The organism is Streptomyces sp. NBC_00386 (genome assembly GCF_036063235.1).
Classification (GTDB): domain Bacteria; phylum Actinomycetota; class Actinomycetes; order Streptomycetales; family Streptomycetaceae; genus Streptomyces.
Genome location: NZ_CP107950.1, coordinates 2,276,406 through 2,302,322 on the forward strand (window position 1 = coordinate 2,276,406; position 25,917 = coordinate 2,302,322).

Consider the following 25,917-nt stretch of genomic DNA (forward strand, 5'->3'; position numbering starts at 1 on the left):
ACCTTGCGCGTACTGCTGACCGGGCACCAGGGCTACCTGGGCACCGTCATGGCCCCTGTCCTCACGGCCGCCGGGCACGAGGTCGTCGGTCTTGACTCCGGCCTGTTCGCCGACTGCGTGCTGGGCCCGACGCCCGCCGACCCGCCGGGACCGCGGGTGGATCTGCGCGACGTCACGGCCGACCACGTGGCCGGGGTGGACGCCGTGATCCACCTGGCCGCGCTGTCCAACGACCCGCTGGGGTCGCTGGCGCCGGAACTCACCTACGACATCAACCACCACGCGTCCGTACGCCTGGCCCGGCTGGCCCGCGAGGCCGGGGTGCGGCGCTTCCTGTACGCGTCGACGTGCTCGGTCTACGGCGCCGCCGGCGGCGACGACCTGGTGGCCGAGGACGCCCCGCTGCGGCCGGTGACGCCGTACGCGGAGTCCAAGGTGCGGGTGGAGGACGACCTGCACGAGCTGGCCGACGGCGACTTCACCCCGGTGTACATGCGCAACGCCACCGCCTTCGGCTTCTCGCCCCGGCTGCGCGCCGACATCGTGCTGAACAACCTGGTGGGGCACGCCCTCCTGTCCGGCGAGGTGCTCGTGCTCTCCGACGGCACCCCCTGGCGTCCGCTGGTGCACGCCGCCGACATCGCACGGGCCTTCGCGGCCGCGCTGACCGCGCCCGGGGAAGCGGTGCACGACCGGGCCTTCAACATCGGCAGCGAGTTCAACAACGTCACGGTCGCCGAGATCGCCGACCAGGTCGCCGAGGCGGTGTCCGGCGCGAAGGTGGTGATCACCGGGGAGAACGGTGCCGATCCGCGGTCGTACCGGGTGGACTTCTCCCGGTTCCGCACGGCGATCCCCGGCTTCGACTGCGAGTGGACGGTGAAGCGGGGAGCCCTCGAACTCGCCGACGCCTACCGGGAACACGGGCTGACCCGGGAGAGCTTCGAGCAGCGCTTCACCCGGCTCGCCGTGCTGCGCGCCGCGTCCGACGCCGGCACCGTCGACGACACCCTGCGGTGGCGCCGATGACCGGGCTCGGCGAGGAGATGCACGCGCTGGTGGAGCGGATGTACCCGCTGTGCCGGAGCATCACCGGCGACGGGGTGCGCGCCACCCTGGACATCGTCGGCGAGCACATACCGCTCCAGGTGCACGAGGTGCCGACCGGGACCCAGGTGCTCGACTGGACGGTGCCGCAGGAGTGGAACATCCGGGACGCCTACATCGCCGACAGTTCCGGCAAGCGCGTCGTCGACTTCGCCGCGTCCAGCCTGCACGTGCTCGGCTACAGCGTGCCGGTGTCGGCGACCATGCCGCTGTCCGAGCTGCGCGGACACCTGCACACGCTGCCGGACCACCCGGCCTGGGTGCCGTACCGCACCAGCTACTACAAGCCGGAATGGGGGTTCTGCCTGGCCCAGGAGACCCTGGACGCGATGCCGGACGGCGAGTACGAGGTGCGCGTCGACTCCACGCTCGCCGACGGGCACCTCACCTACGCCGAGCACGTGGTCCCCGGTCAGGTGACCGACGAGGTGATCGTCTCCTGCCACGTCTGCCACCCGTCGCTGGCCAACGACAACCTGGCCGGCATCGCGGTGGCGACGTACCTGGCGCGCGCGCTGGCGGAGCAAAGCCCGTACTACACCTACCGGTTCATCTTCGCGCCCGGCACCGTCGGGGCGATCACCTGGCTGGCCCGCAACGCGGAGCGGGTGGACCGGGTCAAGCACGGGCTGGTGCTGGCCTGCGCGGGCGACTCGGGCCGACTGACGTACAAGCAGAGCAGGCGTGGGGACGCGGAGATCGACCGGGTGATGCGGCACGTGCTGGCATCCTCCGAACGTCCGCACCAGGTCAAGGAGTTCACCCCGTACGGGTACGACGAGCGGCAGTTCTGCTCGCCCGGGTTCGATCTCGGCGTGGGCTCGCTCAGCCGGACCCCGTACGCCGGCTACCCCGAGTACCACACCTCGGCGGACGACCTGGACTTCGTCTCCCCGGAGGCGATGGCGGACACGCTCGCCGTGTGCCGCGAGGCGTTCACCGTCCTGGACCGCAACCGGAGCTACGTCAACCTCAGCCCCTACGGCGAGCCGCAGCTCGGCCGCCGCGGGCTGTACGACTCGCTCGGCGGCCGCAGCGACGCCAAGCAGGCCCAGATGGCGATGCTCTGGGTGCTCAGCCTCTCCGACGGCGAGCACACCCTGCTGGACGTCGCCGAGCGCTCCGGGCTGCCGTTCGACACCGTCGCCGCCGCGGCCGACGCCCTGCACGGCGCCGAACTGATCAAGGCGTGACGCCGATGACCACCGAGGGGGAGAAGACGAGGGCACCGGCCGGGTCCGCCAAGCGGGCCCTCGTCGGCCGGCTGTCCTGGGGGCTGGCCGACCAGGCGGCCTCCAGCGTGAGCAACTTCGCGGTGGGCATCTATGTGGCCCGCTCTCTGGGGGTGACCGCGTTCGGCGTGTTCAGCCTCGCCTGGGTGACGTACGGCGTGGTGCTCAACGTCTCCCGCGGGCTGGCCACCGATCCGCTCACGGTGCGCTTCAGCGGCCCGCCCGGCGCGGCCTGGCGGGGGGCTGCGGGCCGCTCGACGGGCACCGCGCTCGGCGTCGGCGGCGCCCTCGGCGCGGTGTGTCTGGTGGCCGGGCTCGGACTCGGTGGCCGGGTCGGGCCCGCGTTCGCCGCCCTCGGTGTCATGCTGCCGGGGCTGCTGCTCCAGGACGCCTGGCGGTACTCGTTCTTCGCCGCGGGCACCGGGCGGAAGGCGTTCCTCAACGACGTCGTGTGGGGTGTCGCGCTCGTCCCGGCCATGGTGGTGGCCGCCCGCGTCGGCACCGTGGCCGCCTTCGTGTTCGCCTGGGGCGCGTCCGCCACGGTGGCCGCGGCCTACGGCTGCGTCCAGTCCGGCATCCGGCCCCGGATGGCCGGGGCGCGCGGGTGGCTGCGCGAGCAGCGCGATCTCGGCTACCGGTACCTGGTCGAGAACGTCAGCCTCAGTGGCGCGAGCCAGCTGCGGGCGTACGGGCTCGGCGTGATCGTCGGGGTCGGCGCGGTCGGCGCGGTGCGGGGCGCCGAGCTCCTGCTCGGCCCGTTCCTGGCCGTGCTCATGGGGCTTTCGCTGGTCACCGTCCCGGAGGCGGCACGGGTACTGCGCCAGGCCCCGCACCGACTGGGCAAATTCTGCCTGTTCCTCGGCGGGGGGCAGGCCGTCGGCGCGCTGCTCTGGGGCTCGGCGCTGCTGCTGGTGCCCGGCCGGCTCGGCGAGATGGTGCTCGGCGACGTCTGGCACTCCGCCTCCCAGCTCATCGTGCCGATCAGCCTCGGCGTCGCCGGCGCGGGCCTCGGCACCGGCGCGGCGGCCGGGCTGCGCGCGCTCGGCGCGGCCCGGCGCAGCCTGCGCTGCCAGTTGTTCGCCTCCGCCTGTTACGTCGGCGGCGGGCTCGGCGGCGCGGCCGCCGCCGGCACGGTCGGCTCGGCCTGGGGCGTCGCCGCCGCGACCGTCAGCGGCTCGGCCGTGTGGTGGCTGCAACTGCGGTCCGCCCTGCGCGAGCACGCTCAAGAACCGATCCGCGAAGTGAGGACGTCATGACCGCGCAACCCAGGCTGAGCATCGGCCTGCCCGTGTACAACGGCGAGGAGTACCTGGCCGAGTCGTTCGACGCCCTGCTCGGCCAGACCTACGAGGACTTCGAGCTGGTCGTCTCCGACAACGCCTCGACCGACGGGACCGAGGACATCTGCCGCAGGTACGCGGCGAAGGACTCGCGCATCCGGTACCTGCGGCTGCCCCGGAACATCGGCGCCACGCCGAACCACAACCACGTGCTCGCCGAGTCCCGCGGCGAGCTGTTCAAGTGGGCCTCGCACGACGACCTGTACGGCCGGGACCTGCTGCGGGTCTGCGTGGAGGCGCTGGACGAGCGGCCGGAGATGATCCTCGCGCACACCGGCCAGGCGGTCATCGACGGCGACGGCAAGGTGAAGGTCCCCTACGAGTACACGCTCGCCACCGACTCGCCGCACGCGCCGGAGCGCTTCCGCAGCCTGCTCTTCGAGCCCGGCGGCGACGACTTCTACGGGGTGTTCCGGGCCGACAGGCTGCGCCGGGTGAAGCCGATGGACAGCTACCACCACGCGGACCGCACCTACGTCGCCGAGATCACCCTGCACGGGCCCTTCCACCAGGTGCCGGAGCTGCTGTACTTCCGCCGCGACCATCCCACCCGCGCCGAGCGGGCGAACCCCTCCAAGCGCTCACGGTGCGTCAACCTGGACCCGCGCCGGGCGGGCCCGCTGCACCCGACACCCCGGCTGCTCGCCGAGTACGTCTGGGGCTTCGTCTCGGCGATCCGGCGGGCGCCGCTGTCCCCGGCCGACCGGCACGCCTGCTACCGCCACCTGGCCGCGTGGATGACCAGCCGGGTCCGGCCGGGCGCCGGCGAGCGGGTCGAGGACCGCGCCCCGGTCGACCCGGACCGGCTCGCCGTCTCCGTCGACGCCCTGGTCGCCGGCCGTGAGGGGCGGCGGCCGTGACGCCCGCGAAGGGCACTCCGGTGCGCGTCGGGGTGTTCGGCCTGCTCGGCTCCGGCAACCTCGGCAACGACGGGTCGCTGGAGGCCGTGCTCGGGTACCTGCGGGACAGGCACCCGGAGGCGGCCGTGGACGCGCTGTGCGGGGGGCCCGAGGCCGTCACGGCCCGGTACGGGATCCCCGCGACGCGGCTGCACTGGTACCGCGGCGAGTACAGGACCGCCTCGCGTGCGGGCGCGATCGTGGGGAAGGGCCTGGGCAAACTCGTCGACGTCTTCCGCACCGCCTCCTGGGTGCGCCGGCACGACGTGGTGATCGTCCCGGGCATGGGCGTCCTGGAGGCCACGCTGCCGCTGCGGCCGTGGGGCTTCCCGTACGCGCTGTTCCTGCTCTGCGCGAGCGGCCGGCTGCTGCGCACCCGGGTCGCGCTCGTCAGCGTCGGGGCCGCCGAGATCCGCAACCGGCCGACCCGGGCCCTGGTGCGCTGGTCGGGGCGGCTGGCCGCGTACCGGTCCTACCGGGACGCCCAGTCCCGTGACGCGATGCGGGCGATGGGCGTGGACACCGCGCGCGACAAGGTCTACCCGGACCTCGCGTTCTCCCTGCCCGCGCCGCGGGCGAGCGAGCCCTCGGGTGCGCCGGGCCCCGTCTGCGTCGGGGTCATGGACTTCCACGGCGGCAACGACGACCGCGCCCGCGCCGAGGAGATCCACAGCCGCTACCTCGCCGGGACGATCCGGTTCGTGCGGGCACTGGTCGAGGAGGGCAGACCGGTCCGGTTGCTCACCGGCGACACCTGCGACGCGTCGGTGGTCACCGCGATCCTCGACGCGGTGGACTCACCGCTGGTCACCGCCGCCGAACCGGCCTCGCTGGCCGACCTGATGAACGAGATGGCCGCCGCCGACACGGTGGTGGCGGTCCGGTACCACAACCTGATCTGCGCGCTGAAGACCGGCACACCGGCGCTCGCGCTCAGCTACGCCGCGAAGAGCGACGCGCTCATGGAGGGGATGGGTCTCGGCGCGTACTGCCACCCGGCGCGTGAGGTGGACGCCGACCGACTGCTCGAACAGTTCCGGGCGCTGGAGAAGCGATCGGCGGAACTGCGGCGGACCCTCGCCGAGCGCAACCAGGCCGCCGCCCGGCAACTGGACGACCAGTTCGACGAGTTGACCGCGACCCTGTTCCCGGCGACCGACCACCCCCACGCCCAGCGGGAGACCCGATGAAAGCGACCGAAGTACCGGCGATCGCCGGCGCGTACCTGTTCGAACCGACACCGTTCGCCGACGAGCGCGGCTTCTTCAGCCGTACCTTCGACGCCGACGTGGTCCGCTCGGTGGGCCTCGACCCGGACGCCTTCATCCAGGACAGCCTGTCCCGTTCGGTCCGGGGCGTGCTGCGCGGTCTGCACCTGCGCTCCGGCGCGGGCGAGGCCAAGCTGGTGCGGTGCTCGTACGGAAGGATCTTCGACGTCGTCGTGGATCTGCGGACGGACTCGCCGACGTACCGCAACGTGGCCACCTTCGAGCTGTCCGACGAGACGCAGGTCTCCCTGTACATCCCGGCGGGGTGCGCACACGGCTTCCAGTCGCTGACCGAGACCGCCGACACCTCCTACCGGATCGACCGCCCGCACGATCCGGCCGAGGACGTGACGATCGCCTTCGACGACCCGGAGCTCGCCATTCCCTGGCCGCTGCCGGTCACATCGATGTCCCAACGGGACCGGGAGGCACCAAGCCTCGCCGAGGTCCTGAAGCACGAAGAGAGTTGAGGTCCCCGTGGACACCGAAGAGCTTCACCTGCCCCTGTCGCGGACAGCCAACGAGCGGCTGCACGCCATGATCCCCGGGGGCGCGCACACCTATGCCAAGGGCGACGACCAGTACCCCGACAACCTGGCCCCGGTCATCAGTCACGGCAACGGTGCCCACGTGTGGGACGTCGACGGGAACCGCTACATCGAGTACGGCTCCGGCCTGCGGTCGGTCAGCCTCGGTCACGCGCACCCCCGTGTGGTCGAGGCGGTACGGCGGGAACTCGACCGCGGCTGCAACTTCGTCCGGCCGTCCATCGTGGAGGTCGCGGCCGCAGAACGTTTCCTGGCCACGGTGCCGACCGCCGAGATGGTGAAGTTCGCGAAGAACGGCTCCGACGCCACCACCGCCGCGGTGCGTCTCGCCCGGGCCGCCACCGGGCGTACGCGGGTGGCCATCTGCGCCGACCATCCGTTCTTCTCCGTCGACGACTGGTTCATCGGCACCACGCCGATGTCCGCGGGCATTCCGGCGGAGACCAACGAGCTCACCGTGACGTTCCCCTACGGGGACCTGGCCGCCACGGAGGAGCTGCTGAACCGGTACCCGGAGGACGTCGCCTGCCTGATCCTCGAACCCGCCGCCCAGACCGAGCCGCCGCCCGGGTACCTCGCCGGTCTGCGCGAGCTGGCCGACCGGTACGGCTGCGTCCTGGTCTTCGACGAGATGATCACCGGCCTGCGCTGGTCCGAGGCGGGCGCCCAGGGCCTGTACGGCGTCGTCCCCGACCTCTCCACGTTCGGCAAGGCGCTGGGCAACGGGTTCGCCGTCTCCGCGCTGGCCGGGCGCCGCGAGCTGATGGAGATGGGCGGGCTGCGTCACTCCGGCGAGCGGGTGTTCCTGCTGTCCACCACGCACGGCGCGGAGACACACTCCCTGGCGGCCTCGATGGCCGTGCTCACCACCTACGTCGAAGAGGGCATCACCGCGCGGCTGCACGCCCTCGGCGAGCGGCTCGCCGCCGGGGTCCGGGAGGCCGCGGCCACCATGGGCGTCGGCGACCACGTCGTCGTCCGGGGCCGGGCCAGCAACCTGGTCTTCGCCACCCTCGACGAGAAGGGGCAGCCGTCGCAGGAGTACCGCACCCTGTTCCTGCGCCGGCTCCTCGCGGGCGGGGTGCTGGCCCCGTCGTTCGTGGTGAGCAGCGCGCTCGACGAAGCCGACATCGACCGGACCGTCGACGTGGTGGCCCAGGCGTGCGCGGTGTACCGCAAGGCACTGGACGCCGGCGATCCGGGCCCCTGGCTGGCCGGACGACCGGTGAAGCCCGTGTTCCGCCGCCAGGTGTGACATGAGGTGAGGTGACATGGCGTCAGCGCACCTCCCGGCGACCGGTGCCGGCCGTCGGACCGGTCGTCCGGCCCGCCATCCGGTCGGCTCTCCGGTCCGTTGACGGATCGGCTCTCCGGTCCGCCGTGCGGCCGGCCGGCCGTTCCGTCGTCCCGTCGGTCCGGCGGTCCGCCATCGGGCCGGCCGGCCGGTCGGTCATCCGGTCCGCCGTCCGGTCGACCAGCCACGCGGCCGCCGGGACCACCGCCAGCGCGGTGCACCAGCCGCCGAGGGCGTCGGTCGGGTAGTGCGCGCCGAGTGCGACCTGCGCCCAGCCCATGGCGGCGCCGGCGGTCAGCGCCGCGCCCAGCATCAGTGCGGTGCCGGCGGTCCTGCCGAGGCCGAGCCGGCCGGTCGCGGTCAGCGCCAGCGCGAGGGCGAGCGCGGTGGCGAAGGCGGTGTGCCCGCTCGGGTAGGACAGGTTCCCGCCGCCGTGAATGGTGCGTCCCACCAGGGACTTGAGCAGCGTCGCCGCGACCACGGCCGCGGCGGCGCCGGTGGCGACGAGCGCCGCCGCGCGGGGGCGCCGAAGGAGCAGACAGCCCGCCATGAGGGTCACGACCAGTGCCGTCGCCCCCGCGGGCTCCCCCAGGAAGTCCAGCGCCAGGGCGACGTGCCGCCACGGCGAGCCCACGTCGTACGCCGCTGTCCCGATCCGCGCGTCCACCGGGCCGGGCTCGCTGTCGCCGGCGTACAGGACCCCGAGCGCGAGGACCGTCAACGCGGCGAGGACCGCGGTCAGCCCGAGCTGTAATCGGAGCGCCGGGGGGACCACGGCGGCTTCCGCTCGACGCCAACTCCCCACCACCGCACCCCCGTTGTGTCCGACTCGGCCCGTACGCGAGCCTTTGTCACCCTAACCAACAACGCGGCCGCGGCGCACGGCCGTCGAAGGCTCGGCGAGTCAACACTTGGCGAAGTCTCAAGTGTCCCGGCCGGACGGCTCGATGGTGACTTTGACGTGTTTCATCAACGGCTGGTCGCTCTGGACGCTGTAGTCGCCGATCGCGCAGAGCACGTTCATCTCCGGCATGTAGCCGGCCGCGCAGCCGCGGGGGATGTCGTACGGAACGGCCAGATAGCCGTCGAGACTGCGGTGGCTTCCGTCCTTGGCGGTGCTGACGATCTCGACCGGGGTGAACTCGGAGATGCCGCGTTCGCGCATGTCGTCCTCGTTCATGAAGACCAGTGTGCGCAGGTTCTTGATGCCCCGGTAGCGGTCGTTGTCCGAGTAGATCGTGGTGTTCCACTGGTCGTGGGACCGCATCGTGCCGAGCGCCAGGGTGCCGGGCTCGGGAATCACGTCGGGCAGGGGGGCCGCGGAGAACTCGGCCAGGCCCGACGGGGTGAGGAAGACCAGTTCGCGGGCGGGCTGCTTGATCCGGAACCCCAGCGGCAGGCGCACACGGCGGTTGCAGTCCTCGAACCCGTCCAGGACCCGGGCCATCGTGTCGCGGATGCGGTCGTAGTCCTCGATGTACCACTCCCACGGGGTGGCGCTGTCCGGGAGGGCGGCGCGCGCTATGCCGGCGATGATGGCCGGCTCGGACAGCAGGTGCTTCGAGGCGGGGCGCTTCATGCCGACGGACAGGTGCACCATGCTCATCGAGTCCTCGACCGAGGTGCTCTGGACGCCGCCGCGCTGGTGGTCCTTCTCGGTCCGGCCCAGGCACGGGAGGATGAGCGCCCGGCGGCCGTGCACGAGGTGGCTGCGGTTGAGCTTGGTGCTCACCTGGACGGTGAGATCGCAGTTGCGCAGGGCCGCGTAGGTGTACGGGGTGTCGGGCGCGGCGAGGGCGAAGTTGCCGCCCATGCCGACGAACACCTTCACGTCGCCGCGGTGCATGGCCCGGATGGTGGCCACGGTGTCCATGCCGTGCTCGCGGGGCGGGTCGATCCCGCAGACCTCGGCGAGCCGGTCCAGGAACTCCTCGTCCGGCCGGTGGTCGATGCCGCACGTCCGGTTGCCCTGGACGTTGCTGTGCCCGCGCACCGGTGACGGACCGGCGCCCTCGCGGCCCAGATTGCCGCGCAGCAGAAGGAGGTTGACGATCTCCCGCACGGTGTCGACGCCGTGTTCGTGCTGGCTGACACCGAGACACCAGCTGATGATGGAGCGGTCGGCGTCCCGGTACACGCGCGCCGCCTTGAGGATGCCGTCCCGGCTGACCCCGGACTGCAGCTCGATGGCGTCCCAGGGGGTGGCCTCGCACACCGCGCGGTACTTGTCGAAGTAGGCCGTATGACGGTCGATGAACTCCTGGTCCAGGGCTTTCGGATCCGTTCCGGACTGCTCCAGGATCGCCTTGGCCATGCCCCGCAGGAGCGCCATGTCCCCGCCGATGCGCGGCTGGAGGTTCAGGGTGCTGGTCCGGGTGGACTTGAGGACGGCCATGTCCGTGAAGTCGTGCGGAACGATGGTCCGGGTGGCGGCCGCCTCGACCAGGGGGTTGATGTGCACGATCTGGGCGCCGCGATGGTAGGCCTCGGCCAGGGCGGTGAGCATCCTGGGCGCGTTGGAGGCGGCGTTGACACCCAGGACGAACAGGGCGTCGGTGGTCTCCCAGTCCTTGAGGTCCGCGGTCCCCTTGCCGGTGCCGAGCGAGGCCGTCAGGGCCCGGCCGCTGGCCTCGTGGCACATGTTCGAGCAGTCGGGCAGGTTGTTCGTGCCCAGTTCGCGGGCCAGCAGCTGGTAGAGGAACGTGGCCTCGTTGCCCAGGCGGCCCGACGTGTAGAAGGAGGCCCGGCCGGGATCGTCGAGTTCGCGCAGGGTGCGGCCGGCGAGTTCGAACGCCTCGCGCCAGCTCACCGGCACGTAGTGGTCCGACTCCGGGTCGTAGGCCATCGGTTCGGTCAGCCGGCCCTGGTCCTCCAGGTCGTAGTCGCTCCAGCCGGACAGCTCGGTCACCGAGTGCGCGGCGAAGAACTCACGGCCGACCCGCTTGCCCGTCATCTCCCAGGTGACGTGCTTGATGCCGTTCTCGCAGATGTCCAGGTGCAGGCCCTTGGTGTCGTCGGGCCACGCGCATCCGGGACAGTCGAAGCCCGTGTTCTCGTGGTTCATGCGCATGATCGCGCGGGGGCCGTCCACGAGGGCGCGTTCGCGCACGAGGAACCGGCTCACGCTCTTGGCCGCACCCCAGCCGGCTGCCGGGTGATGGTACGGATGGAATTCCGGTTCGCCCCGCGGGTCGGGCCCGACATGGGGTACCCGGCCGTCCTGTCCGTTCTGGGATGCGTTCAAGAGTCTCACCGAGCTCAAGGTCTCACCGAGCTAGCACTGGGGTCGTCTTCCGTGGTTCGCGGCGTGCTTGCGGCGGCTCTTCTTCTTCCGGCGTCGCTTCGAGGACATGGGGACCTCCCTCACTCGCTCGCAGGACAGCACGAAGCGTCCTGAACTCCGGTGCCCCACGATTCCACACATCACATAGCGCCGCGATCCGACTCAACAGTGCACAGAAGTGCACAGATATGCTGAAAACACCCTGATGCACCCAGATCGCGCACACCGAGGAGTGGGCATGCCCAGCGAACCGGCACCGATCAGCGAGACCGCCCGGCAGGCACTGGAGCAGGAACTCGCCGACCTCCGCACCGAACGCGGAACGGTCGCGTCGACCCTGCGGGACTCGGACGCGGAGGTGGGCGACCACGCCGACGCCGCGGACGAGTTGCAGCGCGCGAACGATCTGCGACACCTGGACGACCGGATCTCGCGGATCACCACACGGCTCGCCCAGGCGGACACGGCGGGTCCGCCGCCCACGGACGAGGTCGGCGTGGGCAGCACGGTCACCGTCCGGTTCTCGGACGGCACCACGGACACCGTTCAGATCGGCGAGACCGCCGCGGTGCTGGACCGGACGCTCGTCACGGCCGACAGCCCGCTCGGACACGCTCTCCTCGGCCACCGGGCGGGAGACACCGTGGACTTCCAGGCACCCGAAGGACCCCGGAGCGTGGTCGTGGTCTCCCTGGGCCGCTAGCACCACAGCGGCCCAGGGAGACCCGCGCCCCGGAGTCCCCGGCGCGTTCCCCGCGGTGAATCGGTGAATTCAGTCCCCGTAACTGGAGGGCGGATAGGGTTCCCTGGTCCGCCGGGTGACATGGCCCGTGGGGATCCGGCCGGAGCCCACCTCCAGGTCGATCTCCACGCGCTCGCGCCGGTATTCGGCTTCGGGATCCTCCATGGGCCCGCCGAGCAGACCGGCTTCGCGCCGCTCACGGACCGTACGTGCGTGGAGTTCGTCGTCGTCGCTCCGCAGGGGCATTCCCCTGTTGTGGGCGTGCTCCGGATCGCCTTCGACAGCCCGGTTGGACTTGTGGTGCGTCATGCGCAGCCTCCTCAAACGACTACCCGGCGTCTCGCGCGCCCGGGTACGTCCCTCGGCCTCAGGAGTCCTCCGTCCCGTCCTTCGTCGTGCGTCGGTCAGTCGTGGCCTGTGTCGCCGGCGGGCACCGCGCTCCCCCGCTCCGCCTCCGCGCCGTCGCCCGAAGGCCCCTCGTCCGGGGCGCTGTTGCCCCCGGCACCCTTGCGCACGGTGCAGCGAACGGAGCCGTCCCGGTCGTCGGCGACGATCGTGTCGCCGGGTTCGGCCTCGCCGCCGAGCAGCAGCTCCGCGATGCCGTTGTCGAGCTCCGTCTGGATCGTGCGCCTCAACGGGCGGGCACCGAACTCCGGTTGATGGCCGTGGGCGACCAGCAGCTTCTTGGCCGCCTCGGTCACCTCCAGCTTCATGCCCTGCGCGCGCACCCGGCGTTCGCTCCGGCCGAGGAGATGCTCGACGATCTGCGCCAGATCGTCCTCCTTCAGGCCGTGGAAGATGATGATGTCGTCGATGCGGTTGAGGAACTCGGGCAGGAACCGGGTCCGCAGCTCGTCCATCAACGCGTCCTTGAGATCGGACACATCGCCCTTGTGGTCCAGGATGCGGTGCGCGCCGATGTTGGACGTCATGATGACGACGCAGTGCCGGAAGTCGACGGTGCGGCCCTGACCGTCCGTCAGGCGCCCGTCGTCGAGGATCTGGAGCAGCGTGTTGAAGACATCGGGGTGCGCCTTCTCCACCTCGTCGAACAGGACGACGCTGTACGGCTGTCTGCGGACCTTCTCGGTGAGCTGCCCCGCCTCGTCGTAACCGACGTATCCCGGAGGCGCCCCGACGAGACGGGCGACCGTGTGCTTCTCCTGGAACTCGCTCATGTCGAAGCGGACCATGCGGCTCTCGTCGCCGAAGAGCTGCTCGGCGAGGGTCTTGGCCAGTTCCGTCTTGCCCACGCCGGTGGGGCCGAGGAAGAGGAAGGAGCCCACGGGGCGGTTCGGATCGCCCATGCCGGCCCGGTTGCGGCGTACCGCCTGCGAGACGGCGGTGACCGCCTCGTCCTGGCCGACGATCCGGGAGTGCATCTCCTCCTCCAGCTTCAGGAGCTTCTCCTTCTCGCTGGCGGTGAGTTGGGACACCGGGATGCCGGTGCGGCGGGAGACGACGTCCGCGATGTCACGGGCGGTCACGGAGACGACACCGGCGCGCCGCTCCTCGATGCCGGCGAGCTCGCCCTCCGTCTCGGTGATCCGTCCCTTGAGCTGCCCCGCGCGCTCGAAGTCCTCGGCGGCCACGGCCTGATCGCGTTCACGGCGCAGCTTCGCGACGCGGTCCTCGCGTTCGGCGACCTCGGTCGAGCGGACGGCGCCGCGCAGCCGCACCCGGGCGCCCGCCTGGTCCATCACGTCGATCGCCTTGTCGGGCAGGAACCGGTCGCTGATGTAGCGGTCGGACAGTTCCGCCGCCGCGGCCAGGGCGCCGTCGGCGAAGCGGACCTGGTGGTGCGCCTCGTACGCGTCGCGCAGGCCCTCCAGGATCTGCACGGTCTCCTCGACCGTCGGCTCCGGCACCATCACCGGCTGGAAGCGGCGTTCGAGCGCGGCGTCCTTCTCGACGTACTTGCGGTACTCGTCGATGGTCGTCGCACCCACCACGTGCAGTTCCCCGCGGGCCAGAGCGGGTTTGAGCATGTTGCCCGCGTCCATGGAGCCCTCGCCCGTCGCGCCCGCGCCGACGACCGTGTGCAGTTCGTCGATGAAGAGAACGATCTCTCCCTCCGACGCCTGGACGTCCTCGATGACCTTCTTCAGCCGCTCCTCGAACTGTCCGCGGTACTGGGCTCCCGCCACCATGCCGGACATATCGAGGGAGACGACGCGCTTGCCCTTGAGGGTGTCCGGGACGTCACCGGAGACGATGCGCTGCGCGAGTCCTTCGACGATCGCGGTCTTGCCAACGCCCGGCTCACCGATCAGCACGGGGTTGTTCTTGGAGCGCCGCGAGAGGATCTCGATGGTCTGCTCGATCTGCTCGGCGCGTCCGACGACCGGGTCGAGCCGGCCGGCCTTCGCCTCTTCCGTCAGGTCCCGTCCGAACTCGTCGAGGGTCGTGGCGGGCTTGTCGGGCTCGGCGGGACGGCCTTCGGGACGGGCCGTCCGTTCCGTGAGACCCGCCAGCTTCTGCGCGTCCTGTCCGTCGGCCCGCAGGAGCTGGGCGGCACCGGTGTCGGCGTCCCCCAGCAGGGCGGCGAGGATGTGCTCGGGGCCGATGTAGGACACCCCGGCCGCCTGCGAGCGGGCGTACGCGGCGGCGAGGGTGCGTTTGGCCGCCGGGGTCAGCCCCGGCTCCGAGGACGGTTCGCTGCTCTCCCGGGGGAGGACCTCGGCCAGCTGCGCGGCGAGCGCGTCGGGGTCCAGCTCCGCGCGGGCCAGCAGGGAGCGGGCGGGTTCCACCTTCGTGGCGGCCCACAGCAGGTGCTCGGTGTCGAGATCCGACGTCCCGTCCTGCTGGGCCCGCCGTGCGGCCAGGTTCAGGAGTTCCTGCGAGGACTCCGTCAGCAGCCGTCCGATGGGCACGCGCTGCACCGCCGGAGGAGACGACGCGGGCGACATCCCGAAGAAGCGGTTCAGCAGTTCACCGAAGGGGTCGGACGAGCCGAAACCGTAGGACGACATCGACATGGACAGCTCCCGGTGCGGCAACGAGTCCTTCCACCATTTCGCGGCACCTATTGCTCCGCAACCGGAGCGGGCATCAGCGCCGTGAACATCCTGGCCTGCGGCTTTTCCTCGGAGAAGGGGGAACTCGCCGAGGGGGAGGGGGCGTTGGCGAACGCCGGAAAACGGACACGGCCCGGCCCGCGGACCCGCGCGGAAGGCCGCCCCGCCCGGGGAACGCCCGTGCCCCCGGCGGGATCAGCCCCCGCCCCTGCCCGCGTCCCTGTCCGAGTCCGCGCCCATGTCCATGTCCATGTTCGTGTCCAGGTTCGTGTCGGTGTTCGTGTCGGTCCACGGGTCGAGGGCCACCACGGCCTCGTCCGTGTGGACGAGGAACGTCAGGGTCTGCCGGAAGTACAGGTCGATGCCGATGGCGTCGTGGGCGGTGTAGCCGATGGCGAGATCGTCACCGAGGCGCAGTTCGTAGTCGCCGCCCCGGGTGGTGAGCAGGAAGGCCCCCTCCACGGCGGGGGCCCAGATCAGCCGGCCGTCGAGCAGCCGGCCGAGGTGGGCGGCGACGGGGTAGCCGTGGTCGGAGGTCTCGCTGACCGCCGTGTACGCCTCGGCGCCCAGCAGCAGCGCGTACGGGCCCTGCACACCGGCCAGCCGCAGGGTGCTCAGCGCGTGACTGACGGCGTCGGGGAAGTCGCGGGGCTCCACGGGAAGGCGGAGAACGGGGTTGGAGGTACGGGCGCGAAGACCGTCGACACCGGCCGCCGTGTAGCCGTTGAACACGGTCTGGTCCTCGGCGAACGCCATGGTGCGGGCCGCGTCCTTGACCGGCTGCCAGTCGGAGTCCTTGGCGCCCCGGTCCACGTCGTCGACGGCGTCACGGCTCACCCGGAACGGCACCGTCAGCTCGACCAGGGGCTGAACCCTGCGCAGCCGGGCCGCGACACCGGGTGACGGTCCGTCGATGCGGGACAGGTGGCCGGTACCCACGGCGGCGAGCGCGGGGCCCTCGGGGCCCGTGACGTCCACGACACGGCGGCCGGCGAGATTGCGCCGGAACGTGCGGCGCGCCTCGTCCTCGATCTCGTTCCACGCGGCGGGCGTGATGGGCGCGAGTTCCCGGTGCAGGTTGCCGGTCCCGGTGGCGGTGGCGGTGGCGGTGTCCGTGGCGGTGGTGGCGTCGGGTGCGGTCGTCATGTTCGGACTCCTTTGAGGCTGCCGATCCCCAGCGAGCCGGCCGCCACCGCGCGCTCGTCGGCGGCGGCCGGGTCCGCCGCGGGCTCGCCCTCCTCCCGCTCGCCGGGGGCGGCGGGGAGGTCGTCGAGAAAGCCGGCGGGCGGCACGTGGAAGAGGCATCCGGTGATCGCGGTCGAGAAGTCGAGGATGCGGTCGTGCGAGGCCCGGCCGTCTCCGAGGAACATGTTGCGCAGCATCTGCTCGGTCACCTCGGGGGTGCGGGCGTAGCCGATGAAGAAGGTGCCGAACTCGCCCTCGCCCAGGGTGCCGAACGGCATGTTCTCCCGCACGATCCTGCGTTCGCGGCCGTCCTCGCCGGTGATGGTGTTGAGCGCGACATGGGAGTCGGCCGGTTTGACGTCGTCGGGGAGTTCGGTGTTGGCGAGCTTCGTGCGCCCGATGACCCTCTCCTGCTCGTCCGACGGCAGCGCGTTCCATGTCCGCAGGTCGTGCAGGTACTTCTGGACGATCACGTAACTGCCGCCGGCGAAATCGGGGTCCTCGTCGCCGATGAGCACGGCGTCGGCGGCCGTCGGTCCTTCGGGGTTCTCGCTGCCGTCGACGAAGCCGAGCAGGTCGCGGTCGTCGAAGTACTTGAATCCATGGACCTCGTCGACCACCGTGACCGCGCCGTCCAGCCGTTCCACGATCAGCCGGGCCAGTTCGAAGCAGAGGTCCTCGCGGCGGGCCCGCAGGTGGAACAGGAGGTCTCCCCGCGTGGCCGGGGCCCGGTGGCGTCTGCCCGCCAACTCCACGAACGGGTGGAGCTCTTGGGGGCGGGGCCCGCTGAACAGCCGGTCCCAGGCCGCCGATCCGACGCCGACGACGCAGCCGAGTTCGCCGTCCGGTGCCCGGAAGGAGACGGAGCGGCGCAGTCCGGAGACGTCCTCCAGCAGACCGCGGACCGTGTCCTCGCATCCCGGCGTGACGGTGACCACGAGGAACACGGTGGCCCTGGCCGGTCGGGAGATCACAGCCTGTGGCTCGGCCAAGGGTCGTCCTCCTCAGGGGACGCGGAGATGTCCGTCGCGATGGGACGCGGAGGTGTCCCGTCGCGCACGGACCGGTCGGTACTTCCCCCATCCTGCTTCGTCATGGGACAAACCGCACCAGAACGGATCGCACCCGCGGCGGTGTCAGCCGCTCACGAGTCCGACGACGACATTGATGGCCGTCGCGAGAATGCTGGTGCCGAACACGTACGACAGGAGGCAGTGCCTCAGCACGATCGAGCGGATCCCCGGACTGGAGACGCTGGTGTCGGACACCTGGTAGGTCATCCCGAGGTTGTAGCTGAAGTAGAAGAAGTCGCGGTACGCCGGTGGGTCGTCCGTGTTGAAGTCGATGCCGCCGTTCGCCTCGTAGTACACGTAGGCGTAGCGGGTGGCGTACATCAGGTGCAGCGCGGCCCAGGCCAGGAAAACTCCGCACAGGGCGGTCACGGCCCCCGCGTGGCCCTGGTCGGACCGGCTGCCGCGCAGGAGCAGCAGCACGATGGCGCACAGCCCGCACAGGGCGACCGCGACCACCACGAGTTCGTCGGCCAGGGGGCGGAAGTCCTCGCGGCGCGCGTTGTCGCGGGTGGCCGTGGCCGTCATCGGCCACAGCACCGCCCAGCCCGCCAGGACGAAGGACAGTTCCGTCGCCGCGATCCCGACGAGCGAGCCCAGGAAGACGTCGTTCGAGAGCCCGACGGCCACGCCGACCACGGCACCGAGGATCACCGCGACGATCAGGCGCGGCACGGCGTCCAGGGGCAGGCTGGTTCTCATACGCCGCCACGGTATCCCCGGCGGCGCCGGCCGGCCCGGTGGAACCCGCGGCGGGCGGCGTCAGGACGGGGAACGGCGGCGGGTCAGACGGGGAACAGCAGACAGCTGCTGGTGGTGTGGGCGAGCAGCCGGCCGCCCGCGTCGAGGAGCTCCGCCTGGGCGAGGGCCGTACGGCGGCCGCTGTTGAGGACGGTGCCGACCGCGCGGATCCGGCCGGTGTCCACGGTGACCGGCCGCAGGAACTTCACGTTCAGGTCGAGCGAGGTGTAGCCGGTGCCCCGGGGCAGCACGGACTGCACCGCGCAGCCCGCGGCGGAGTCCAGCAGGGTGGCGTAGACGCCTCCGTGGACGCTTCCGATGGGGTTGTAGTGCTCCTCCCCCGCGACCAGGGAGAAGACCACCCGGCCGTGCTCGACCTCGTCGAGGGTCATGCCCACGGTCGCGGAGATCGGCGGCGCGGGGAGCCGTCCGGCCTGCATCTCGCGGAGGAATTCGAGGCCGCTGTACCGGGCGACGGCCGCCGCGCACACGGCCGGGTCCTCCCAGTCGTACGTACGAGACCTGCCCATGGTTCTCCCACTCTCCCGCTTCGGCCCTCTGACTCTGTTTTTCGAAGCCAGCCGGTACGACAGAAGCTAGCCAGCACCACACCTGGCTGTCAATCTCACAGTCAGCTTACGATGGGGCGCATGACGTGGCTCGACACCAGTACCGAGAACTGCACGGTCCAGCGGACCCTCGACCTGATCGGCGAGAAGTGGTCGATGCTGGTCCTGCGGGACGCGATGAACGGCGTACGGCGCTTCGACGACTTCCGGCGCCATGTCGGGCTCTCCGAGAGCGTGCTGGCGGACCGGCTGCGGAAGCTGGTCGCGGCCGGGATCCTGGACACCGTGCCGTACAGCGAGCCCGGCAGCCGCACCCGGTACGAGTACCGGCTCACCCGCAAGGGCTGGGAGCTGTGGCCCGCCATGATCGCCCTCAAGCAGTGGGGCGACCGGTACACGGCCGACCCCGAGGGGCCGCCGCTGGAGGTCGTGCACGCGGACTGCGGCGAGCAGGTGCGCGCGGCGGTCGTGTGCGGAGCCGGGCACGGCGAGCTGATCCCGCCGGAGGCGCGTACCCGCCCCGGCCCGTCGGCGCGGCGGGCGGATCCCGCCGCCCTCCCGGCCCCCGGGCGGGGAACGGGAGGAGGCGCGCGCCAGGAAACGGACCGGGACACAGGCCGCCTCGTGGCCCCGGAGCCCGGCTCGTGACAGCGTGACCCTGTGAGGGCTGTCCCGGCGGGTCGGACATGGACGTCCGCCGCACGGGCATCCGGTTCGCGTGAACGGCGCGGCGGTGCCCTCTCTGACGGCGACCGCGGTGCCGGACGGACCGACCGGTGGAGGAACGATGAGCACGGAGACGGGGCCGCCGGCCAGAGAACGATGGGCGGCGCGAGCTTCGCTGACGGCGGCGGCGCTCGCCGTGGCACTGCCGCTCGCCTTCGGGGGCGTACGCGGCTTCCTGCTCCTGCTCGCTGCCGCCGCCGCCATGGCCGTGGCGGCGGCGGCACTGTGGTGGATGCTGACCCGGCGGGGCCCGCTGCGCTGGATCGCCGGGCTGCTCGCCATCGTCCTCCCGCTCGCCGCCGTCGTGGTCCTCGCGCTGACCCTGCTGTGGACCCTGCTGCTGTCCCCCGTGCTGTGGATCATCGCCGTGTGGTGCGGCCGTTACGCGCTGCGCAGCGCCCGCGGCCGGGTCCGGCCCATGAAGGAGCACCGCACCCCGCCGCCGCGGAAGCCGTTCGTCCTGATGAACCCCCGCTCCGGCGGCGGCAAGGTGGAGCGGTTCGGACTCGTGGAGAAGGCCGAGCGGCTCGGCGCCCGCGTCGTGCTCCTCGACCCGGAGCAGCACCAGGACGTCACCGAACTGGCCCGGCAGGCGGTCGCCGACGGAGCGGATCTGCTGGGCGTCGCGGGCGGCGACGGGACGCAGGCGCTCGTCGCGGCCGTGGCCGCCGAACACGGGCTGCCGTTCCTCGTCGTCTCCGCCGGCACCCGCAACCACTTCGCCATGGACCTCGGCCTCGACCGCGACGACCCCGCCACCTGCCTGGACGCGCTGACGAACGGGGTCGAACTGCGGGTGGACCTCGGCTTCGCCGGGACGCACCCGTTCGTCAACAACGCCTCGTTCGGCGCGTACGCGGCGGTCGTCCAGGATCCCGCCTACCGGGACGACAAGATCGGCACGATCCTGGAACTCCTTCCGGATCTGCTCACCCGCCAGCGCGGACCCGAGCTGACCGCCCACGCCGCCGGCACGACCCTCGTGGCACCGCAGGCGGTGCTGGTGAGCAACAACCCCTACCGCACCGACGATCCGGCGGGTCTGGGACGGCGCGAGCGGCTGGACACGGGGCTGCTCGGCGTTCTCGGCGTCAAGGTGGACAGCGCGGTCGAGGCCGCCGCCCTGCTGCTCTCCCCCGCCCCGCAGGGCCTGTCCGTCCTCACGGCGCGCGAGGTGGTCGTGACGGCCGACAGCGCAGAACTGGAAGCCGGTGTCGACGGCGAGGCCATGGTCCTGCCCACGCCGGTGCGCTGCCGCGTCGAACCGGGCGTGCTGCGCGTACGCGTCCCGAAGAAGCGTCCGGGCGTGCCCACGGTCCAGCCCACCCTGGACTGGCGCCGGCTGATGGCCATGGCCCTGCTCGTGAGCCGCACGGCCGGTGTGCACCGCCCCGGCCACGGACCGGGGCGGGAACGACGACCGGAGGAACCGTCCGGCAAGCCGTGAGCACCGGGCGAGGGCGTCCCGCGGACCGACGGCAGCACGTTCCCGGACCGTCGTCGGCCTGCTCCACGGATCCTCGGCAGCATGTCCCGCGGTGGGTTCGTCTCCGGTCCCGGCCTTCCGGCGCCTACGATCACTGCGTGGTCCTCTTCGTCCTGGAACGCGTGTCCCGGCACTCCGTCGCCGAGAGCTGGCGGCGGCTGACCGACTGGCCCCGGCACGCGGACGTCGTCCCGCTAACCCGGGTCACCGTGCGCACCCCGGCGCCGACGCGGAAGGGCACGGTCTTCGTGGCACGGTCGGGGTTCGGGCGGCTCGCGTTCGACGACCCGATGGAGGTCGTCGCGTGGAGCCCGCCGGGCGACGGGGTCCCGGGAACGTGCCGGCTGGTCAAGCGCGGCACGTTCGTCACGGGCTGGGCCGAGTTCGAGGTGCACCCGGCGGACGGCGGCGGTTCACGGGTGGTCTGGCGGGAGGATCTGAGCGTGCGCGTCCTGCCCGCCCTCGCCGACCGCCCGCTGGGGTGGTCGGCGCGGTGGATGTTCGGGCGGGCGGTGGACGGGTTGCTGGGGCGGGGATGAGCCCCAGCCGTACGCCCGAGCGGCGACGACGGGAAGCATTCCCTTGCCGGTGCCGCCCACCACCATCCACTCGGTCGGCATCCGTCCAGGAGTCGGTCACTCGGGCATCCGGACCTCCGCCAGAACATCGTCCAGCAGGCCCCTCACATCACTTCCGCCCAATATCAACTGTCGATCCAGCAAAGTGTTGCCGGTCTCGCAGGAGGTCTCGCTCACCAGCGCACAACCGTGACAGGCCGATAGGTTGAGCTGCGAGGCTCCCTGTCTGTCGCTTTCGATGCAGACAGGGTCGTTGGAACAGAAATCCGCATCCTCAAGCGCCGCCACCAGAAGAGGGATCAGCTTGCCCGGGGTCCCCAGCCTGACGAGCCCGCCCAGCGTCCCCTGCGCATCCCCTGCGGCGGTGTAGATCAGAATCCCGGCTGTCTTGTCCGTCCGGTCGGTGTTGGCATAGATGCGCTCCTGCAACGCGGCGGACGCGTAGCCGCTCGCGAACGCCAATCGTCGGATGAGCAAGTGCGCCAATGTGTGCAGGGCCACGAATCTGGGCTCCGGCACATCGAGGCGACCGGCCAGTGGAGAGTCGGCCCTGCGCGCCTTGAGGATGCCGGCCCGTGCCTGTACACCTCTCTGCGCCTCCCAGGCGGCCAGTTTCGCCTCGTCGAACCGCAGGAAGATACCTTCTCCGAACAACTCAACGGCCGGATAGACCGGTCCGTACTTCTGGTTCACCCCCAGGTCGACCCCGATCAACGCCGCTTCCGCGTCGTGGCGCCGGAATCCCCGCAAGGCACGGACTTCCCGCACCCGACGCACCTGTCCGATTCCGCCGAGCCTGTTGATCAGGCTCGGCGGCCCCGGCACGCCTTCGAGGCTACGCCCGTCGACGACGAAGTCACTGCCGCTCCCGTCACGTCCTGCGTCGAGCTTCTTCAGGAACGCCGCCCACTCACCGTCCTTGAGGTCGAGCAACAAGTCATCGTTCGTGTTCTCCTCTCCCGCCGCGACCGCCAGGACAGCCTCCGGGGTCACGCCGAGATCCTGGGCGATCCACTGCGCCCCGGTCTCCGCCAAGGGACCGCCGTTGTCAGCCACGACCTTCGCGAACAAGAGGTGTCCACGGATCTTGTCGGCCGCTTCCACGGACGGCGGGCGTTCCTCCGGTATATCGAGCGCCGAAATGGTCTTGGCGATGTAATTGCCGGTGGCACCACGCTGCACCGCGACCAGTTCGCAGGGGCAGGGTTCCTGCACCGAACTCTTCGGCTCCCAGGGCTGCCGTCCCTCGCAGCGGATCCCGTCGCGCTTCAGCGCCCCCCTCGCCACCAGTTCCGCGAAGGAGCGTGCGTTGCCGCATCCGTAGCACTTGACCACCAGTGACGCGAGGCCTTCGCCGCGCTTGGCCAGCTTGTGGAACCTGAGCGCCTTGTAGTCACGACAGAACCGAACCGACTCGTTCCTACCGGCCGCGGGCCCCCGATGCGCCCACTTGAACCAGGGAATGTCCCGGATGTGGCTGCCCTTGTCGCAGACGGCGGTGTATCGCATCGGCACGAGCATGCCGCCGCAGTCGCAGGTGTTGCTCCACTTGCCCTTCTTCTTCCCGGTCAGCTTCGTGAGCCTGTCGCAGCGCTCGCAGAACCTCCATGCCGGAAAGCGCCAGTAGGGCAACGCGGGTGTTTCCTTGGCCGCGCGGCCCGCATGCGCCGGAGGTTGCCTCAGCTTTCCGGCTCCGAGCCTCGCCATGAGGCGCTCACAACTGATTTCCGGAGCGAATCTCGTGTCCCACCAGGACGTGTCCGGTGCGATCAGGGATTCCCCTCGGATGTCGACGATCGCACCCACGCCGAACGGCGAAATCGTCTCGGAGAGCCGCAGATCATGCTTGATCTTCTCCATCGAGCACCTCCTCCTGCGGTTCCTGCACCTCGACCGCGACGCTGGGCTCGACCGACCGCATCGAATCCGCGACGAGCCATCCGTCTCCGGGCTGTCCGAACCGCTTCAACAGAGCTGCCTGTTCCTTCTTCGTCCGCTGGTAGTACAGGGGCTCGCCCGAGTCCCGTGCCAAGGACGCCCGACGATCCCAGTCCTTCAGAAGGCTCCACACCGCGTGCCCGGTGTCGGTCGCCTCCGACCCGTCGGCACGGTGCACGTAGCCCAGGAATCGATCCACGATTCCTTCGACCGCCTTGCGAAGCCTGACGTCGTCCAGATCGAGCTGACCCGCGTCGTGATTCTGCGCGAGTGGAGTGAACGACTGCCTCAGCAGCGCGACCAGTGCACCGGCGAGGGACCTGTCGCGTGACGACAACGACCACGGGGTGACGCTCGTCGGCTCCACGCTGCGGTACAGAGCCTCGTGATAGCCGCGGAAGGTCTCGAAGTGGGACCGGTCGCGGGCACGGCTCGATCTGAACAGCGTGACGACGACCCCGTTGATGTCGCCGCGTCCGACCCGGCTGGTGGCCTGGATGTACTCGGCCGTGGTCTTCGGTTGACCCACCATCAGCATCAACGCAAGCCTCGGGATGTCGATGCCCACGGAGAGCATGTTCGAGGACAGCACGACATCGACGGCATCCGGTGACTCGTCTGCCCTGACACGCAGCGCGCGGAGATCGTTCGGCAGTTCCTCCGCTCCACGACGGCTCGTGAGTTCCAGGACCTTCCCGGCTCTGACCTGCCGAAGGGGGAAGTCGAATCGCTCCGCGCGAGGCTCGAGCCGGCCGTTGACGTCGTCGACGACCAACGTCCCGGTACGCCCGAGCTCACGAAGACTGTTGTGGTACATGACCAGTGTCCAGTAGGCGTCCCTCGGGACGGCAAAATCGGCCCGGGCGGCCAGCGCTTCCGGCATCTCGACCAGAGGAGTGGCCGCGGCGATGACCGCCGAAGGCTGCGAGACCGACTGGGGCATCAGACCAACGTAGAGACGGCCTTCCTCATGCTCCACAGGGCGGGAGAAGAAGGTCCGGTCGTCATCGAGTCCGGAGGGAGGATACAGGGCGACGTCCCGACCATAGAGCCCCTGTACCTGTTCCTCGGACGCGCGAATGGTGGCCGTCGACGCGACGATCTTGGGGCTGGACCCCGTTCGACCGAGCAGGAGCTGAATCACCGCGTCGAACACCGCCACGGTGGTTCCGAGCGGACCCGAAAGCAGATGCAGTTCGTCCTGGATGACCATGGACGGCTGCCTGCAATTGGTCCCAAGTCCCAGAAGCCGTCCCGCTTCGGGCCTGAACTGCAGACGCGCAAACTTGTCGACCGTCGCCAGAAGTATCGTCGGAGGTACCTCGTACAACACCTCGTCGACGACGGCGAGCGGAAGTTCCTCCGCGAAACTGCACGACGCGTCAACGCAATGGAGCACGACGTCGTTGCCCACCAGACGCATGCCGTAGTCCTGCGGCTTGTCGCTCCTGAGCGCCGGCACCATCGGTGTCAGACACCAGGGGCAACTTTCGACCTGGAACTCGTTCGCCTCCTCCGGACGTGCCGCCTTCTGCAGCCGTTTGAGGGCGTCCCGTGCGTCTCCACGTGTGCCGGGTGTGACCTCGTTGCCCACCCAGAGGCCGATCGAGAACGGCGCCATCCCCATCACGCGTTCGTCCGTGGCGCGCAGTTTCTCCATGGCGCAGACCAACGCGGCCGCGCGCTGGAACTGTTGGGCGGTCAGGAGTCGCAAGGTGTAACGAGTGATGACGGCGGTGCCTCCGCCGGCGAGGCCGTGGGTGAGCCTTCGCCGGAAGATCTCGATCGCGGCGAGCCCCAGGTACGCCTCGGTCTTGCCGCCGCCGGTCGGGAACCAAATGAGGTCCACGAGATTCCGGTCCTTGTGCTCGGCATCGACCGTGGACGCCAGCGAGACAAGGAGGAAGCCCAGTTGGAACGGGCGCCATTCCGGCTCCCGCACCTCGTCCTCGGGTTCTCCGCGATTGATCCCGGCCTGACGCATCTGGAGGCGCATGGCGGTCATTCCGAGCGAGAACGCCCTTCGGAGTTCGCGTCCCTCCGGCGCTCGGAGGAGATCCAAGCCCTCCCGCATCCTGTCGACCGCGTCCAGGGAACGCCTGGCGACTCGAACGGCCACGTCCTCGTCGTCGCCGAAGGACTTCGCTCGCTTCATCTGCTCGTCCGCCCACTCGGCGAAGGAACCGACGAAGGCGTCCAGGGACCGAAGCACAGCGTCGGGATCGGAGTCGATCTGCTCGAGGTGGGCCAACTCCAGAGACCTGGCCTCCGCCGTGCCTTTGGCGAATCCCGTGGTCTCGACGGAAGGAACCACGAAAGCGGGCACGGACTCAAGGAAGACCTCGGTGCAACGGTCGTCCGTGAAGCCCCACTCCGCGGCCATTCCGTGTCCGACCGCGTAGACCTTGCGCTTCCGATACCGCAGACGCAGCTCGGCGGCCTCTTCGTCGGAATCGAAGGAACGCGTCGTCTCATACTCCAAGATTTGTGCTCCCGCGGACGACGCAACCTTCAGTCGAACCTGAAACAGCGTAAGGGGCACGTCGAGTCGGTCGTCCCCGGTGGACTCCGCCAGGTTGCGAACATGCACGGTGACCAACGAGTTGTTTCCCAGGGCACGCCAGCGTGCTCCGACCTCGACCTTGGCACCGCCGACAACCACGGCCACAGGCGCGCCCCCTCGAGGGAGTCCGATGCCGTCCTCGAAGAATCGATCGCGCTGCCACCTCGGCGGACCGTCCCCGCCGACCAGGGCATACGTGCCGCACGAGAACTCGACGCCGACGGAGTCGCCGTCGGTGACGAAGGAGATGGCGACCGAGGACGGTTTCCAATCCTCGGCCAAGGGCACCTGGGCAGCGTGCTCCTCGACGTCACCCTCCGGAACGTCCGGC

The 25,917-nt window shown here is 70.7% G+C and carries 19 protein-coding genes and 2 pseudogenes; 11 read left to right on the forward strand and 10 right to left on the reverse strand.

Annotated elements, in window-relative coordinates; genetic code table 11:
* Positions 1-3: 3 nt before the first annotated feature.
* Genes OG780_RS09930 through OG780_RS09960 form a run of 7 tightly spaced genes read left to right on the forward strand, consistent with a single transcriptional unit; the run spans position 4 to position 7,649 of the window.
* Positions 4-1,029, forward strand: coding sequence for an NAD-dependent epimerase/dehydratase family protein (locus tag OG780_RS09930; protein WP_328446743.1), 1,026 nt, complete (start codon positions 4-6; stop codon positions 1,027-1,029).
* Entirely contained in the window at positions 1,017-2,300 is a 1,284-nt protein-coding gene (locus tag OG780_RS09935) for a DUF4910 domain-containing protein (protein ID WP_328446745.1), read from the forward strand. The genes OG780_RS09930 and OG780_RS09935 overlap by 13 nt, the downstream gene beginning before the upstream one ends.
* 5 nt (positions 2,301-2,305) lie before the next feature.
* Positions 2,306-3,595: a hypothetical protein gene (locus tag OG780_RS09940; RefSeq protein WP_328446746.1), complete on the forward strand. Its 1,290-nt coding sequence runs from the start codon at positions 2,306-2,308 to the stop codon at positions 3,593-3,595.
* On the forward strand, positions 3,592-4,539 hold the full coding sequence (locus OG780_RS09945; protein ID WP_328446747.1) for a glycosyltransferase family 2 protein: 948 nt from the start codon (positions 3,592-3,594) through the stop codon (positions 4,537-4,539). The genes OG780_RS09940 and OG780_RS09945 overlap by 4 nt, the downstream gene beginning before the upstream one ends.
* Complete coding sequence (locus OG780_RS09950; protein ID WP_328446748.1) at positions 4,536-5,768, forward strand: polysaccharide pyruvyl transferase family protein; 1,233 nt, start codon at positions 4,536-4,538, stop codon at positions 5,766-5,768. The genes OG780_RS09945 and OG780_RS09950 overlap by 4 nt, the downstream gene beginning before the upstream one ends.
* Complete coding sequence (rfbC, locus tag OG780_RS09955; protein ID WP_328446750.1) at positions 5,765-6,316, forward strand: dTDP-4-dehydrorhamnose 3,5-epimerase; 552 nt, start codon at positions 5,765-5,767, stop codon at positions 6,314-6,316. The genes OG780_RS09950 and rfbC overlap by 4 nt, the downstream gene beginning before the upstream one ends.
* A 7-nt stretch (positions 6,317-6,323) precedes the next feature.
* Positions 6,324-7,649 carry a glutamate-1-semialdehyde 2,1-aminomutase gene (locus OG780_RS09960; protein WP_328446752.1) on the forward strand — a complete coding sequence of 442 codons (1,326 nt, stop codon included), beginning with the start codon at positions 6,324-6,326 and terminating at the stop codon, positions 7,647-7,649.
* A 181-nt stretch (positions 7,650-7,830) separates the two neighbouring features.
* On the opposite strand, the pseudogene OG780_RS09965 reads toward OG780_RS09960, so the two are convergent.
* Positions 7,831-8,493: pseudogene (locus OG780_RS09965) on the reverse strand (phosphatase PAP2 family protein); the annotation flags it as partial.
* 117 nt (positions 8,494-8,610) lie between these two features.
* Entirely contained in the window at positions 8,611-10,932 is a 2,322-nt protein-coding gene (locus OG780_RS09970) for an FdhF/YdeP family oxidoreductase (protein ID WP_328446754.1), read from the reverse strand.
* Between the two features lie 277 nt (positions 10,933-11,209).
* On the opposite strand from OG780_RS09970, the gene OG780_RS09975 reads away from it, so the two are divergent.
* Positions 11,210-11,674 (forward strand): GreA/GreB family elongation factor, encoded by a 465-nt coding sequence (locus OG780_RS09975; protein WP_328446756.1) that lies wholly within the window; start codon positions 11,210-11,212, stop codon positions 11,672-11,674.
* 69 nt (positions 11,675-11,743) lie between these two features.
* On the opposite strand, the gene OG780_RS09980 is transcribed toward OG780_RS09975, so the two are convergent.
* The 6 genes from OG780_RS09980 to OG780_RS10005 all read right to left on the reverse strand — a co-directional run bounded on the left by OG780_RS09980 (position 11,744) and on the right by OG780_RS10005 (position 18,256).
* Positions 11,744-12,022 (reverse strand): hypothetical protein, encoded by a 279-nt coding sequence (locus tag OG780_RS09980; protein ID WP_326784802.1) that lies wholly within the window; start codon positions 12,020-12,022, stop codon positions 11,744-11,746.
* Positions 12,023-12,117: 95 nt separating this feature from the next.
* Positions 12,118-14,691 (reverse strand): ATP-dependent Clp protease ATP-binding subunit, encoded by a 2,574-nt coding sequence (locus OG780_RS09985; RefSeq protein WP_328446760.1) that lies wholly within the window; start codon positions 14,689-14,691, stop codon positions 12,118-12,120.
* Positions 14,692-14,925: 234 nt separating this feature from the next.
* Positions 14,926-15,876 (reverse strand): family 1 encapsulin nanocompartment shell protein, encoded by a 951-nt coding sequence (locus tag OG780_RS09990; RefSeq protein ID WP_328446762.1) that lies wholly within the window; start codon positions 15,874-15,876, stop codon positions 14,926-14,928.
* Positions 15,873-16,907 carry a Dyp-type peroxidase gene (locus OG780_RS09995; RefSeq protein ID WP_328446764.1) on the reverse strand — a complete coding sequence of 345 codons (1,035 nt, stop codon included), beginning with the start codon at positions 16,905-16,907 and terminating at the stop codon, positions 15,873-15,875. The genes OG780_RS09990 and OG780_RS09995 overlap by 4 nt, the downstream gene beginning before the upstream one ends.
* 144 nt (positions 16,908-17,051) lie before the next feature.
* Entirely contained in the window at positions 17,052-17,687 is a 636-nt protein-coding gene (locus tag OG780_RS10000) for a DUF1345 domain-containing protein (protein ID WP_328446766.1), read from the reverse strand.
* Positions 17,688-17,770: 83 nt separating this feature from the next.
* Positions 17,771-18,256, reverse strand: a complete 486-nt coding sequence (locus tag OG780_RS10005) for a PaaI family thioesterase (protein WP_328446768.1) — start codon at positions 18,254-18,256, stop codon at positions 17,771-17,773.
* A 120-nt stretch (positions 18,257-18,376) separates the two neighbouring features.
* Here OG780_RS10005 and OG780_RS10010 point away from each other — a divergent pair.
* From OG780_RS10010 to OG780_RS10020, 3 genes and pseudogenes are all read left to right on the forward strand, one after another.
* A pseudogene (locus OG780_RS10010) lies at positions 18,377-18,832 on the forward strand (winged helix-turn-helix transcriptional regulator); the annotation flags it as partial.
* Positions 18,833-19,082: 250 nt separating this feature from the next.
* Positions 19,083-20,468, forward strand: a complete 1,386-nt coding sequence (locus OG780_RS10015) for a diacylglycerol/lipid kinase family protein (protein WP_328446770.1) — start codon at positions 19,083-19,085, stop codon at positions 20,466-20,468.
* A gap of 137 nt (positions 20,469-20,605) precedes the next feature.
* Positions 20,606-21,046 (forward strand): SRPBCC family protein, encoded by a 441-nt coding sequence (locus tag OG780_RS10020; protein WP_328446772.1) that lies wholly within the window; start codon positions 20,606-20,608, stop codon positions 21,044-21,046.
* Between the two features lie 96 nt (positions 21,047-21,142).
* On the opposite strand, the gene OG780_RS10025 is transcribed toward OG780_RS10020, so the two are convergent.
* The gene (locus OG780_RS10025) at positions 21,143-22,945 is read right to left on the reverse strand and encodes a DUF1998 domain-containing protein (protein WP_328446774.1); all 1,803 of its coding nucleotides are present in this window, start codon (positions 22,943-22,945) and stop codon (positions 21,143-21,145) included.
* Positions 22,926-25,874 (reverse strand): helicase-related protein, encoded by a 2,949-nt coding sequence (locus OG780_RS10030; RefSeq protein WP_328446776.1) that lies wholly within the window; start codon positions 25,872-25,874, stop codon positions 22,926-22,928. Before OG780_RS10030 ends, OG780_RS10025 begins: the two co-directional genes overlap by 20 nt.
* Positions 25,875-25,917 lie beyond the last annotated feature (43 nt).